This is a genomic window from Haloferula helveola (assembly GCF_037076345.1).
GTDB lineage: Bacteria > Verrucomicrobiota > Verrucomicrobiia > Verrucomicrobiales > Akkermansiaceae > Haloferula > Haloferula helveola.
On record NZ_AP024702.1, the window covers coordinates 5,358,275 to 5,372,479 of the forward strand.

The window sequence follows — 14,205 nt, forward strand, 5'->3', positions numbered from 1 at the left end:
GGAACCGAGTCGGACCTGCGGCTCTCAACCGAGCCACTCCCAATTCATCACCACCTCAATATCCGGATGGATGCTGTGGTGCACGGGACAGGCCCGCCCCGTAGCCTCGAGAAAAGCTCTTTCCGGATGATCCGGCGGCAGCGGGACGTGGAGATCGAGCTCCAACTTCGAGATCCTCCGGGGCGTATCCGAAGCCATGTGCTTCCTCACCGTGACCTTCATGCCTTCGATCGGGATCTCCTTCCGGCGGGCGGCGATTCCCATCACCGTGCACATGCAGGCACCGAGCGCGGTCGCGACAAGATCGGTCGGCGAAAACGCCTCCCCTCTGCCGTTGTTGTCCACCGGAGCATCGGTGCTGATGACATTGCCCGAGGGGCCATGCGCCGCGGAGCAATGAAGCTCCCCTTCATAATCAATCTGGATCTGAACCATCTTCGTCTTCGGATTCTTCGTCGGGATCTTCGGCGGGCTCGGCCTTCTTCTTGGCCAGCACCACCCGAAAGCCGTAGGTCGGGTCGGTGGCGTCCGGCGGCTGGGGATTGCGAGAACCCACATACAGGTCCTTCTCCTGCACGCTGCCCCAGCTCCCGCCCCTGAGTACGCCGTTCTCGTTGTTGAGGCGGCTGTAGGAATCGCTCACCCACTCCTGGACGTTGCCGCATAGGTCGAAGACGCCGTTCTCATTGGCAGGGAATGAGCCGACCGGCGCGGTCGTGTCGTAGCCGTCCTGAAATCCCTCGATCGGCCCGAGATTGGCGATCGCCGCGACCGGCGGCCAGTTGGCGCCCCAGAAGAAGATTCTCGGCTTCAGCCGGTCGCGTGTCGCCGGCGAAGTGCCGGCGATCTCCATCGTCCCGGCCAATTCGCTCCACTCGAAATCCGTTGGCAGCCTGTATTCCAGAGAGCGGGTCAGCCGGTCCTCCTTCCGCTCTTTCTCGGTCAGCCACTCGCAGAACGCCTCGCTCTCCTCCCGTGAGACCGACACCACCGGGTGTTCACCCTCCTTTTCACCGACGATCGGCAGTTCCGGCAAACGGGCGCCGGTCGCCCGGACATACGCTTGGTAATCCGACCGCCTCGTCTCCCATGCCGCGACCATCCAGCCGTCACCGGCAGGAATCATCCGCATGCCAAGCGAGTTGTCCCAGAGGTCGGTGATCACCACGCTCTTGTTCTTCCGCAGCTCGATCTTCAGCTCCTTGAACTCCTTTTCGCCGAGGTTGATCGTCCGGGTCTCCGACTTGTAACCCTCGAGGGATGCCATCAGCTCGATGCGCCCCGGCCGCACCTGATCGAGAAGCAGCGGCCCCGAGGATGACCCTTGGCTCAAACCGTTGAGATAGATCTCCGCACCGGGAGGAACGGTCTCGACCATCACCCGACTGTACGGGATCCGCCGTACCAGAACCCGGAACGGCTTCCAGTTCTCCTTTCGGGCGGCAGGCTTCAGCCCGTTCTTCGGGAAGTCTTTCTGAAACTGCGGCAGGGCCTCGTGATCGGTGGTCAGGTACCCCTGCTCGACTCCCGCGCGGACCAGCCACTCGCAGTACTTTTTCGCTTCCGCATCGCTGGTCACAACCGCGGAGACCTTCTTTCCACCCAGATCCATCTTGATGATCTGCGCGACGTCCTGTGGACGCTGCTCGGCCTCGGCGTAGGCCTTCCATGCCTTCTCCCCGACCGGTCCCACACTTTCATGACCTTCGCCGAGAGGGCGATAGTCCACCCCGACCTGATCCGTCCATGGCTCGTTTTGGGCCGGTGGCGAGTAAACTTTCAGCACCGCCGAAATCACCAAGGGCTCCTCGGCCGCCGACATCGGAACCACGGTGGTCACCTCATAGGGCTGGTAGCCGTCCCGGAGGATGCGCAGCGACAACTCCTCGCCGACGTATGAATCGAGCACGTCGGTCGGCGTCCGGCCGATCAATTCGCCCATGCCCGACTCCCGATCGACCACGTCGATCACGTCGGCCCCGTCGGGCGTGCTGGTCACCTTGATGAACGCCTTTCGCGGCGGCGCGGGAGGCGTGGGTGGAGGGACAAGCCCGAAGGCATCCGCCAGCGGACTGCGATGCACCGCTTCCCAGCCGCCCCACATCAAGCCGACACCGAGCAGCATCGACATCAGGAACGCGCCGATCGGCCGACGGCGGCGACGATGCCTTCCCGTCCTCAGCGAGTTGAGCGCCTCGCCCAACTCACCGGCGGTCCGGATCGTGCGGCGCGAGACATGCGGCTCGCAGACGTCACAGATTACCTGGTTGAGGGCAAGCCACTGGCGCCTCTCGGGGCCGTCGGGCAGCTCGTCAGGCAGCTCAGGAAAGTCCAGCCGGTCCTTTCCGGTCGCCATCTCGTAGAGCACCTTGCCGAGCGAATACACGTCGGCCTGCGCCGACCCGGGACCCTCGGGCGGCACGAAACCCTCCGTCCCGACAAATGTCCGCTGGCCGCGGGTGGCGACGAGGCCGATATCCGCCAGCTTGGCCTTGCCATTGACGAAGATCACGTTGGCCGGCTTGACATCTCGGTGCGCGAGCCCGCTGTCGTGGAGGTGCTTCAGCGCCTCGGCCAGACGCTGCCCGACCTCGATGCACAATCCCGTGTCGAGCCGCTTGCCGCCCGCCCTCTTGACGTCACTCCGCACCGTCCGTGCCTCGTATTCGATCGGGTTGATGTCGCCGCCGGAGACGATGTCGTCCCCGAGTTCCATCACGTAGTAGTAAAACGCCGGCCCCTCGAGGCTGCGGCCGACGTGCAGCACATTGACGAGGCCGGGGTGATCGCGCGAGATCGGCTCGTATTTGAGGATGCCCTCAAACTCCCGCTCGAACGAACGCTCGTCCTCGAAATCCTCCCGCCAGAGCACCTTGACCGCCCGCAAGGCCCCGGTCACGCCACGCGCGAGCCAGACTTCGCCGTAGGCGCCACCGCCGATCCTCCTCAGAACCTCATGGTCCGGGATCTTCGGATCGGGGCGGACTCTAGTCGTCGGCATTCTCTTCGAGGCGGGCTAGCTCCTTTTTCAATACCGCACCCACCCGATGCTTGGCCAGATAGACTTGGGCCATGCTCACGTTGAGGTGCTCCTGCACCTTCTTGGCATCCCACTGTTTGACCACGTAGTAGTCGAAAATCTGATACTGCTTGGGGGAAACCTGCGCCTTGACCCGCGCCAGCGCCGCGTCGGCGATGTTCTTCTTCCACTCGACGTCCCACAGACGCTCCAGCAGGTCGCCCTTCGGATCCTCGAAGCGGTCGATCACCGCGGTCTTGCGATCGCTGTCCCAATCACCTCCGGCCATCGCGGTATCCTTCTTCCGCTTGCGGAACTGGTCATTGATCCGCCACCGGGTCATGTTCATCAGCCAAGTCTTGAAGGAGCCCTGATTCGGGTCGTAGAGCTTCTTTTTACTCTGTTTGGCGATGGAGAGAATCGTCTCCTGAACGCAATCGTGAGCCTCCTCAGGACGCAATCCGGCCTTGATCCCAACCGCGTAGATCAGGCGCCAGTAGGTTTGGTAGAATTCCTCCCACGTGCGCTGGTCCTCCCAGTTGTCGAGGCGTGCAATCAGACTCTTCCGGGTCTGCTCGTACGCTTCCTGCAGGACTTTTTCGCGTTCCTTGTCCTCTGATTGGTCAGCCATCGGGCCTCCCCATACCACGGGCCGCAACCCTTGTCTTTCACCGACTCCCGGATCGGAGCCGGTTCCCAAAAAAAAACTCCGCATTTCCAAACCATCCGGCGATGCGAAGCGTGCATCTTCCCCTTTCCCGAACTTCCCCGATCCCCTACTTTGGAAGGGTTCATCCCCCCGTGCGCATCACCCATGCCACCGACATCCCCCACACCCAATCCCGCCCGCCAGGTCGAAAGGATTCGCGAGATCCTTGTCGGTCGCCAGATGGAGGCCGTCGAAAGGCGCCTCGACCAACTCGAGGCCCGGCTCGAGCCCATGCCGGTCGGAGGATCCGACGCCTGGACCGAGGAACTCGAAGCCCTGCGCCGGGAATCCCGCGAGTCGGCAGTGCGCCTGCGCGATGACTTCGACGCCGAACGCCTCCGTCAGCAGGAGGAGGCGAGAATGCTGGCCCAGCGCATCGAAGCGGTGGTCCGAGGACGCCGCCAGATGGCCGATGAGGCTCGCCAGACACTCGAAACCGAGCTCCGCCCTTGGTTCAGCCGCTGGCAGGGAGAGCTCTACGAGACTCTGCAAAAACGGGAGAACCACCTGATCCAGCAACTTCGCGAAGAGCTCGACCGGATGCGCCACTGGATGCGCGGTGAGCTTTCCGCCCAATCCGACGCCGCAAGGCTCCACGCCGCCTTCGAACAACTCGCGGCATCCGCCCAAGCTATTGCCGACACCCTCCCCCCGAAACCGAACCCATGAGCACCTCCGCCATTCCCCCCTTGCCTTTCGGCATGCCAACCGGAGCGAACCCGCTTCCTTCAAGCGTGCACGGACTACCCCCGATGGACTCCGCATCCAGCCCCGCACCGGCCCCAAGCACCCCGCACTACTCGGCGCCCCTCGGAGCGGAACCGGAGCAACGAGGTCCTGCCCCGAAAGCGCAGCGACCGCAGATGAACCCACTGCCGGGTCCGGCCGGCGACAGCTACAGCGACCGCGACCTCGCCGAAGCCCTCCGCCCCTTGGTCGGCACCGGCGCCACGAGCCCCGGGCCCTTTGGCAGTCTTGAGGAGTTCGAGTCGGCCCTGCGCTCGGCCTTCCGCCGGACTTTCGCGCAGTACACTGGCAGCCCCTTCGACCCCCCGGACATTCTTCGCCGGGCGCTGTGGCGCTTCGATGCGCTGGTCTCGAGCCGCAGCTACGAGGAAACGCTGGATCGTAAGATCCGCCGTTTCCGCATCGAGGAAGTCCACCTGCTCGACAAGTCGACGCTCGAACTCATCTCCTTCGCCAGCGTCAAACCGAGCCGCCATTCCGACCCGCGCAAGGTCCGGCCGACGGTAAGCCAACTGGCCACCGAGCTCACCGATCAGCCCGACCGGACGCAGTTCCGCTTTGACAAGAGCCTGCATGCGAGCGTGCGGCACGGGGAGCTGACGATTCTCGTCGCCTTGGTCCGCGGCCGTCCGGATCCGCTGGCCGAACCGGACCTCGACTACGCCCACCGGAGGATCGAAAAGACCTTCCACGAGCCGCTCCTTCATGGCGACCCCCTCCTTCAGGAGATCCAGCCGCTGTTGGAAGAGTGCCTGCTGATCCACTCCCCGGTGTCCCCGATACCCAACTGAGAGGGCTCAATCCTTTCTCAGACCACCCTTGACCCTGCCACCTCGGCCGACTACGCCTCGCGCGCATGGGATTTGATACACTCGGCCTCTCGGAAGGCGTCCTACAGGCCGTCCAGGAGTCCGGCTACGAAACACCGACGCCGATCCAGGCGCAGGCCATCCCCCTCATCCTCGAGGGCCGGGATGTCATCGGTGCCTCGCAAACCGGAACCGGGAAAACCGCGGCTTTCGCGCTGCCGTCCCTGAGCAAGATTCACAAGATCGGCAAACCGCAGGTGCTGGTCCTCGAGCCCACCCGGGAACTCGCCCACCAGGTCGCCGAACAGTTCGAGAAATACGGCAAGCACACCGGCTGCAAGGTCGCGCTGCTCTACGGCGGCGTCGGTTACGGCAACCAGACCGATCAACTGCAGGACGCGGACATCGTCGTCGCTACTCCCGGCCGACTCGTCGATCTCTTCTACCGCGGCTCGATGCGCTTCGGTGAACTCAAGGTGCTGATCCTCGACGAGGTCGACCGCATGCTCGACATGGGCTTCCTGCCGCAGGTGCGGAAGATCGTGAACCTCTGCCCGTGGGAAGGGCGTCAGACCCTGTTCTTCTCGGCGACCATGCCGCCCGCGATCCAAACCTTCGCGATGTGGTGCCTCGACAATCCCGTCGAAGTCGAAATCGCGCGCCGCTCGGTCGCCAAGACCGTAAGCCACGCGTTTTACCCGGTCTCGATGGACCAGCGCGACGACCTGCTGCTCGCGCTCCTCGACCAGACCGACTACCACTCGGTGATGATTTTCACCCGCACCCGGAAGGAAGCCGACCAGGTGTGCGCGATGATCAAGGACAAGAGCCACGACAAGGTCGTGGCCATGCACTCGGACATCAACCAGTCCGACCGGATGAAGGCACTCGCCGGATTCAAGGAAGGGAAATATGAAGTTCTCGTCGCCACCGACGTCGCCGCGCGCGGCATCGATATTTCCGGCGTGTCGCACGTCATCAACTACCGCGTTCCCGAAAATGCCGAAGACTATGTCCACCGGATCGGGCGGACCGGCCGGGCCGAATCCGAAGGCGACGCCTTCACCATCCTCACGGCAGACGAACTCGACTTCGCCAAGTCGGTCGAAGTCTTCATCGAGCAGGACATCCCGCGCCGCAAGCTGGAGAACTTCGATTACATCTACACCGCGCTTCTCGACGAGAACCCCGCTCCGCTCCGCAAGAAGCGAAAAGGCGGTGGTGGGCGCAAGCGCCGGAGGTAGGAACCTGAAACCCTAAGCCTCAACTCCCAATCATCATCGTCGGGAGTCAGGAGGTTGGTAGCGTCCGGAAGCGTTGAAGTTTCGAGTTTAAGGTTTCAAGTTTCCGACGTGCGCGTCCTCTCCATCGACCCCGCCATCCGCAACACGGGCTATGCCGTGGTGGAGGGCGACCATCGCGAGGCGCGGGTCATCCGCTACGAGGTCATCTCGATCCCCTCGAAGCTTCCCCAATCGTCAGCGCTTGCGGCCGTCCGCACCCATATCGCGAACGTCATCAAGGACCACGAGCCCGATGAAATCGCCGTCGAGGGCATCATCTACGTCCAGTCGCACAAGACCGCGATCAGCATGGGTGCCGCCCGCGCCGCCACCCTGATCGCCGCCGCGGATGCCGGTTTGCCTATCTACGAATATTCGCCGAGCAAGGTGAAGCAGGCGGTCGTCGGCAACGGCAAGGCTGACAAGGCGCAAGTCGCCTTCATGATCCGGGCCCTCCTCGGGCTCTCGGAAACGCCGCCCCACGACGCTGCCGACGCTCTCGCAATCGCCCTCGCCCACCTCCAGGCATCCGACCCTTTCCGGGCCAAACTCCTTGACCGCAAGCCCCTCTAGCAGCCGGCCTCCGGTGGTTCGTAGTTCCCCCTTCAGGGGGCTCTCCCATGAAGATTCGCCACCTCGACAAACCCCTCGCCTACGAAGACGGCCTCTCCCTCCAACACGAAACCGTCTCCGGCATCCTTGAAGGAACCACCGAGGAAACCGTCTTCCTCCTCGAGCACCAACCGGTCTACACGATCGGCCGACGGCGCGACCAATCCTCGCTCAAGGACAAGACCGGTCTGCCGGCTCCGGTTTTTGAAATCAATCGCGGCGGCCAAGCTACCTACCACGGCCCCGGACAGCTCGTCGGCTACCCGATCCTCGACCTTCGTGAGCGCGGCAAGGATCTCCACGAGCACCTGCGCAAACTCGAAGAGGTTCTCATCCTCGCCTGTCGCGACTTCGGCATCGATGCGGGACGCCGCGAGGGACTGACCGGCGTCTGGGTCGAGAACCGCAAACTGGCATCAATCGGCGTCGGCGTCAGCAAGTGGATATCGATGCACGGCTTCGCGATCAACGTCACCCGCGAATGTCTGCTGCCCTTCTTCGCCATCACACCCTGCGGCATCGATGGCGTCGTGATGAGCTGCGTCGAGAACGAAGCCGGCCGCCCCGTGACGGTCGACGAGTTCGGTGCGGCCGTCACACCGCACTTCGAGGCGCTCTTCGGGTAACCGATCAGCCGACGTTGGTGAAGACCGACTGCACGTCGTCGTCGTCCTCGATCTTCTCAAGCAAGGCCTCAACGTCGTTCATCTGCTCTTCGGTCAGCTCCACCGGCTGGGTCGGGATCCGCTCAAGCCCCGCTTTTTTCGGGGTAATCCCCAGTTTCTCAACCCCATCGCTGAGGTTCGCGAAGTCCGAGTAATCGCCGATCGCCCGCGCGAGCCCGTCCTCGACATCCAATTCCTCAAGTCCGCAGTCGATCAGTTCGAGTTCCACCTCCTCCATATTGAGCTCGTCGGTGACCTCGAATTCGACGACCGCCTTGCGGTTGAACATGAAGTCGAGTTGCCCGCTGTTGACCATCTGCCCGTTGTTCTTGCTGAACACCGTCTTCAGGTTGCCGACCGTCCGGTTCGAGTTGTCCGTCGCGCACTCGATGTAAAACAGCGAGCCATGGGGGCCCTTGCCCTCGTAGTTCACTTCGACGAAGTTCGCGGCGTCGTTCCCGGTCGCCCGCTTGATCGCCGCCTCGATCTTGTCCTTCGGCAAATTCTCCGCCTTGGCGTTGGAGATGGCCAAGCGGAGCGAGGGATTCATATCCGGATCACCTCCCCCGTTTTTCGCGGCGAGGGTGATCGACTTGGCAAGCTTCGGAAACACCTTGGACATCTTGTCCCAGCGGGCTTCCTTGGCACGACGGCGGCATTCGAAGGCTCTTCCCATGGATTTTGTCTGACTGCCGGTATTGAAACCCCTACCCGCCCGGGTTCAAGTCCCACCCGGCCCCCTTACACCGAAAGTTTTGACTCCCGACCCCGTTCTTCTGCCATGAAACGCGCGCTCATACTCCCCATTCTGCTGCTTATCGCGATCGTCGCGCTCCTTGCGTGGCAGCCGTGGAGCGCACCGGGGGAGACACCCGATGCGGCCGACTCACCCGGTGCCCAAGTGGAGCCATCGGTTTCCGTCACCGAGCCGGCTCCCGCACCCCTACCCGATCCCCCGGCCTACGAGACGGGTGAGACGACTTCCGGCGGTACCGGAAAATACTACATGGGACGCGAGATCGCCCAGGTGATGGGGCACCGGGGCATCTCTTGGCTGGAACGTGACAACCGGGAAGAGGAGGAAGCACCGTCGAAAGCCATCCGGGGGCTTGATCTGGCCGAGAATGCCGTCCTCGCCGACATCGGCGCGGGTTCCGGCTACTATACTTTCCGTATCGCTCCCTTGGTTCCGAAGGGCAGCGTCATTGCCGTCGACATCCAGCCGGAGATGATCGCCCATCTCGAGAAGCGTGCGAAAGCCAACGGCGTGAACAACGTCCGCACCCAGCTGGGCACGATCGAGGACACCAAGCTCGAAACGAACTCGATCGACGCGGCCCTGATGGTCGATGCCTACCACGAGTTCTCCCATCCGGTGGAGATGCTCCAATCGATTGTCCGCGCACTTCGCCCGGGCGGGCGTGTCATCCTGCTCGAGTACCGCGCGGAGGATCCCGACGTTCCGATCAAGCGCCTCCACAAGATGAGCGAGGAACAGGTTCGCAAGGAGATGGCAGCCGTCGGACTCGAATTCGTGGTGAACCACGGCCACCTCCCGTGGCAGCACTTCCTGATCTTCCGCAAACCTGGTTAGGGACGAGCGCCACGCGCCTGAACCACAGCGACATTCCTCGCCCACCATGTCGGCTTCCGCGTGTGGGCCGGTGCAGATTGCATGGCCTGTTGGGATTTTGTTCACCCCAAGCATACCAAGCTGTCACCCCAATGTCCTTTACGTCAAACGGACTGACATTGTAGGGATGCTCGTTTTGAACATCCCCTCCCATCATGCGTTCTCTTAAGGCATTTGCCCCCTGCTATCTCGTCTTCGCCACTTCCGGTTTTGTTCTGACTACCCACGCCGAACTCCCCGCCGTCCTCCATCACCAAGGGCGGGTCACCGTCAACAACGTCAATTTCGACGGCAACGGAAGCTTCAGGTTCCTCCTCTTCACCGATTCCGATTCGGATCACTCTTCCGGAAACGAAACGGCAATCTGGAAAATCGATGACGCCACTCCTTCCGATCTCAACGAGCCGGTCACAGCGGTCTCGCTGACCGTCTCCCAAGGCCTCTACAGCATCCGCCTCGGCGAGGCACCACAGGTCGCGTTGCCAACCGACCTCGTCCCGCCACCTGGGGAGAGCCTGTTTCTCCGCACTTGGTTCGACAATGGCGTCAACGGCTCCCAGCAACTTTCGCCCGACCAACAGATCGCGTCGGTCGCCTTCGCCCTTCACTCGGGTACCTCCGGAGAAAACCTGTCCGACTTCACCAATGACACCGGCTTCATCAGCTCCATCGCAGGTTTGAATGTCTCGGAGCTCACCAACGACACGGGCTTCCTCACAGCCGCCACCTTGCCACCGAACATCATGCTACAGGGAGAAAGCGTCTCCCTGCTGGCCAACGATGCAGGCTACATCACCTCCGCCACACTCCCTGGCTCCCTCCCTTCGGGTGTCATGCTGGAGGGCGAGAATGTCTCTCTCCTCGCCAACGATGCGAACTACTTGTCGGGAAACGGAAGCATCTCGATCAACGGATCAATCAGCGTCGGAACAAGCACGGTCATCGGAACCAATTCGGTCGCTTTCGGTGACGGCACCGCGGTGGACGGCAACTACTGCTTCGCATGGGGAGGACTCTCGAGCGCCGAGAGCCTGTACGCGACAGCCTTCGGTGGCGCATGCACGGCAAGCAACACAGGCGCCACCGCTTGGGGAAACCTCAGCGAAGCCAGTGGTGTCGTCGCAACGGCATGGGGTACAGGAACGCTTGCAACGAGAAGCGGGGCAACCGCTTGGGGATTTCAGGCCGAAGCACTGGGAACTCATTCAACCGCATGGGGAGATCGCACAGTCGCGGAGTCCGAGGCCGAAACGGTGCTCGGAAGGTTCGATACGGACTACGCCGGGGACCCCACTGCCTGGATCACCACCGACCGTCTCTTCGTGATCGGAAATGGCGACAGTGACGCCGCACGCTCGGACGCATTGGTCGTGCTGAAATCCGGAGACACCACGCTGAACGGGGACCTGACACTCAACGGCTCACTGAATCTGAGCACCTCGCCCATTACCGCTGGAACGCTCTACGTCAGCGACTCGATCAGCAACGGACTGACCACCACAGCCAGTCCGGGACAGCGCGCCGTGGCCTTCGGGCACAGCACCGAGGCGCTTGGACTGAACTCGGTGGCTTGGGGATTCGAGTCAAACGCCACCACCACGAGCTCAACCGCATGGGGCAGCCAGACGACCGCTTCCGGGGTCCGCTCGACCGCTTGGGGGATCAGCAGCGTCTCTTCGGGCCTGCAGTCGACCGCTTGGGGCAGGCTCTCGAACGCAGCCGGCGACAGTTCGACCGCTTTCGGAGAAAACACGGCCGCGGAGTCGTTCGCCGAAACGGTCATCGGGCGCTATGATACCGACTACGCACCCGCTTCGACTTCGGCATGGAATGCGGCCGACCGCTTGTTCGTGATCGGCAATGGCACGGGCAGCGCAGCCAAGGCCGACGCGCTCGTCATGCTCAAGAATGGTGACACCGAACTCAACGGCGAGCTCTGTGTGAACGACGACGTGTTGGTATCCGGCGACTTCAAGTACAAGACCGCCAAGAGCTGCAGTCTGACCGTGAGCCCGGCAGCCTTCCGAATCGATGCATTGGCGGTGACCAACTACGAACCGGTCGACGACTACATCTCCCCCGCTGCCTCGGGCACCCATCAGTTCGCGGCTCAGGTGAATCTCCCGAAGGGCGCCGTCATCACGGAGGTGCGCTTCTATCTCGACGACGAGGAGGGCGGCGCCGCGTGGTCGAACTTCGACGGCTGGCTCCGACGAAGGAACCAAGGCTCGGTCGGCACGACCACGATGGGAACGGTCAGTGATCCGTTCGCGATCGACTCGAACGTCCAGACCATCACCACGATTGCCGATGCCACCGTTGTCGATACCCGGCAGTACACCCTGCTTGTCCAGATCGACTCCAACGGCAGCTCCAACGGCACCCGCTTCCTCGGCGCCACGGTGGACTATACCATCGACTCCATCCAGCCGTAAGCTTAACCCTTGTCGCTCTTATGAAAGCTAGGATCGATCCCCTTTGCCTCGCACTCTGCCTCGCCACCGCAGCCGTGGCTGACGTTCCTTCCGTCCTCCACCACCAGGGGCGCATCACCGTCAGCAACGTGAACTTCGACGGCACCGGCAACTTCCGCTTCGCACTCTTCACCGATCCCGACACCAACCACGCCTCCGGCAACGAGGTCGCAATCTGGAAGAATGACGATCCCTCTCCTACCGACCTGAAGGAACCCGTCACCGCCCTTTCGCTTGTTGTTGCTAAGGGGCTCTATAGCGTGCGACTCGGCGAAAGCCCGCAGGCCGGATTGCCCGGCAGCCTGATCCCACCACCCGGAGAGAACCTGTATCTCCGTGTCTGGTTCGACAATGGTGTCAACGGCATCCAGCAACTGACACCCGACCAGCAGATTTCGTCGGTTGCCTTCGCGCGTCACGCAGACATCACTGGACTCGACATCTCGTCGCTCAACAACGACGCGGGCTATCTTGCGCCCGACGGCAGCGGGGACGTGTCCGTCGCAGGCGACTATCGCTACACCACGGCGAGAACCTTCAAGATGCGCATTCCCGCAGCCGCCTTCACCCCCACGGGAATCAGCGAGCCTACCCGTGCTCCAGGCGGAACCCTCTCCGAAGCGAGCGGGCTGAACACCGTGGCAGCCTTGAACCTTCCCGAAGGCGCTACCATCCAGAGCATCAAGGTGCATTGCGATTCCACCGCAGGAACCCTCCAGGCGAAACCATGGGCATGCACCCACACTCCTGCCGGGACCCCAACGGTTGTCGAATCGTTGAGCATGACGGTTCCCTCCGCAAACGCGACTTACGACTTCCCCTTGTCCACACCGCACACGGTTCAAGCCGACACCTTCTATTCGCTCGAAGTGAACGTGCTTTCGGCGAGCGGAACTCTCTACGGCGCTGAAATCACCTACACGCTCGACACCGTGACCCCCTGACCGTTCTTCCGCACGCCGATCTCCTACATGCCCCCGCCCCCGAAGCCCATGAAACCCCTCATCGCTTCCGTCATCGTCTTAGCCTTCCCGGTCGCCCTTGCCGACGTCCCCACGACCTTGCATCACCAAGGGCGAATCACCGTGAACAATGTCAACTTCACCGGGACGGGTGACTTCAAATTCCTACTCTTCACGGACTCCGATGCCGACCATGGATCAGGCAACGAAACCGCGGTGTGGAAGAACGACGAATCATCCCCTTCCGACCTCAACGAGCCGGCCACTTCCGTTTCCCTCGCCGTTGCCCAAGGCCTTTACAGCCTCCGGTTGGGGGAAGCGCCGCAGTCCGTGTTGCCGTCCGACCTGATTCCTCCGGCGGGTGAGACCCTCTATCTCCGGACCTGGTTCGACAATGGCATCAACGGTTCCCAGCAACTCGCGCCGGACCAACAGATCGCCGCCGTTGTCTTCGCACACGCAGCCGCGACAGTGCCCGACAGTTCGATCACGGAGAGCAAGCTCAGCTTCGAACTGCCGCCGCCATACGCGACCAATCCTCTGGTGCTTGCGGGCAACACGACCGCCGGCTCGATTTCCGCCAGCAACTGGGGCGGCTTCATCCACTTCCCGAAGAACTTCGACACCACCCCGGTTTGCATTGCCGGAATCGACGAGACCATTGACGACAATGGCGGAACCTTCATCGCCCAGCAGGTGAACGGAACCCGCTCCAACGAGGTGGCATTTCGGACGAATGCCGCGTGCGATCGGGTTCACTGGTTCGCCATCGAGCCGGGCGTCCACACGATTTCGGGGAAATCCGTCATGGCCGGCGTCGAGAGCGTCACCTCGAACCCGCAGGTGATCAACTTCCCCCAAAGTTTCGCCGCGCCCCCGATCGTCTTCGTAATGGCCGCACGGCCGTCGCCATATAACAATCCCGAGTGGATCCGCCTGAACGCACCGACGACCGCGACCACCTTCACGGTGTACGCCCAGTCACCGACCTACGAATGCCATTGGATCGCCATGGACCCCGGGGAATACGAGCATGGGCGTTACAAGTGGCTCGCGGGAAGTGAGGACATCTCGCTCCATTCGCCGCCCCAAATTCCTGACCTCGCATTTCCCGTCGGATTCAACACCACCGAGGGGAATCCCGGAGTCATCGGCACGATCCTCGACACCAACGGAAGTGGCGGCGCCACATGGATCCGATTGCGGGACGTGAAGCCACAGACGGCCCAACTCCGGATCGGCGACGTGACCGAGTTCGCAAACTACCTGATTTTCCTCGAAGACAAATGACC

13 protein-coding genes are annotated in these 14,205 nt (G+C 62.5%); 9 read left to right on the forward strand and 4 right to left on the reverse strand.

Annotation, left to right across the window (positions count from 1 at the left end):
- Nucleotides 1-24 precede the first annotated feature (24 nt).
- From HAHE_RS20435 to HAHE_RS20445, 3 genes are read right to left on the reverse strand one after another with little or no spacing between them, the layout of a single operon-like run.
- The gene (locus HAHE_RS20435; protein WP_338687114.1) at nt 25-435 is read right to left on the reverse strand and encodes an OsmC family protein; all 411 of its coding nucleotides are present in this window, start codon (nt 433-435) and stop codon (nt 25-27) included.
- The gene (locus HAHE_RS20440; protein WP_338687116.1) at nt 416-3,001 is read right to left on the reverse strand and encodes an SUMF1/EgtB/PvdO family nonheme iron enzyme; all 2,586 of its coding nucleotides are present in this window, start codon (nt 2,999-3,001) and stop codon (nt 416-418) included. Before HAHE_RS20440 ends, HAHE_RS20435 begins: the two co-directional genes overlap by 20 nt.
- Nucleotides 2,988-3,650, reverse strand: a complete 663-nt coding sequence (locus HAHE_RS20445) for a sigma-70 family RNA polymerase sigma factor (protein WP_338687118.1) — start codon at nt 3,648-3,650, stop codon at nt 2,988-2,990. The genes HAHE_RS20440 and HAHE_RS20445 overlap by 14 nt, the downstream gene beginning before the upstream one ends.
- A gap of 183 nt (nt 3,651-3,833) precedes the next feature.
- Here HAHE_RS20445 and HAHE_RS20450 point away from each other — a divergent pair, with 183 nt between their 5' ends.
- The 5 genes from HAHE_RS20450 (at nt 3,834) to lipB (ending at nt 7,805) form a co-directional block, all read left to right on the forward strand.
- Complete coding sequence (locus HAHE_RS20450) at nt 3,834-4,397, forward strand: hypothetical protein (RefSeq protein WP_338687119.1); 564 nt, start codon at nt 3,834-3,836, stop codon at nt 4,395-4,397.
- Nucleotides 4,398-4,591: 194 nt separating this feature from the next.
- Nucleotides 4,592-5,266, forward strand: a complete 675-nt coding sequence (locus HAHE_RS20455; RefSeq protein ID WP_338687121.1) for a hypothetical protein — start codon at nt 4,592-4,594, stop codon at nt 5,264-5,266.
- 65 nt (nt 5,267-5,331) lie between these two features.
- On the forward strand, nt 5,332-6,528 hold the full coding sequence (locus HAHE_RS20460) for a DEAD/DEAH box helicase (protein ID WP_338687123.1): 1,197 nt from the start codon (nt 5,332-5,334) through the stop codon (nt 6,526-6,528).
- A gap of 108 nt (nt 6,529-6,636) precedes the next feature.
- The gene (gene ruvC, locus HAHE_RS20465) at nt 6,637-7,140 is read left to right on the forward strand and encodes a crossover junction endodeoxyribonuclease RuvC (protein WP_338687124.1); all 504 of its coding nucleotides are present in this window, start codon (nt 6,637-6,639) and stop codon (nt 7,138-7,140) included.
- A gap of 47 nt (nt 7,141-7,187) precedes the next feature.
- On the forward strand, nt 7,188-7,805 hold the full coding sequence (lipB, locus tag HAHE_RS20470; RefSeq protein WP_338687126.1) for a lipoyl(octanoyl) transferase LipB: 618 nt from the start codon (nt 7,188-7,190) through the stop codon (nt 7,803-7,805).
- A 4-nt stretch (nt 7,806-7,809) separates the two neighbouring features.
- On the opposite strand, the gene HAHE_RS20475 is transcribed toward lipB, so the two are convergent.
- On the reverse strand, nt 7,810-8,520 hold the full coding sequence (locus HAHE_RS20475) for a YebC/PmpR family DNA-binding transcriptional regulator (protein WP_338687127.1): 711 nt from the start codon (nt 8,518-8,520) through the stop codon (nt 7,810-7,812).
- A 105-nt stretch (nt 8,521-8,625) separates the two neighbouring features.
- Here HAHE_RS20475 and HAHE_RS20480 point away from each other — a divergent pair, with 105 nt between their 5' ends.
- The 4 genes from HAHE_RS20480 (at nt 8,626) to HAHE_RS20495 (ending at nt 14,203) form a co-directional block, all read left to right on the forward strand.
- Nucleotides 8,626-9,438 carry a class I SAM-dependent methyltransferase gene (locus HAHE_RS20480; RefSeq protein ID WP_338687128.1) on the forward strand — a complete coding sequence of 271 codons (813 nt, stop codon included), beginning with the start codon at nt 8,626-8,628 and terminating at the stop codon, nt 9,436-9,438.
- Between the two features lie 194 nt (nt 9,439-9,632).
- A complete protein-coding gene (locus HAHE_RS20485; protein WP_338687130.1) occupies nt 9,633-11,912 on the forward strand; it encodes a hypothetical protein in 2,280 nt (759 codons plus the stop codon).
- Nucleotides 11,913-11,932: 20 nt separating this feature from the next.
- Nucleotides 11,933-12,895, forward strand: coding sequence for a hypothetical protein (locus HAHE_RS20490; protein ID WP_338687132.1), 963 nt, complete (start codon nt 11,933-11,935; stop codon nt 12,893-12,895).
- Between the two features lie 48 nt (nt 12,896-12,943).
- Nucleotides 12,944-14,203 (forward strand): hypothetical protein, encoded by a 1,260-nt coding sequence (locus tag HAHE_RS20495; protein ID WP_338687134.1) that lies wholly within the window; start codon nt 12,944-12,946, stop codon nt 14,201-14,203.
- Nucleotides 14,204-14,205 lie beyond the last annotated feature (2 nt).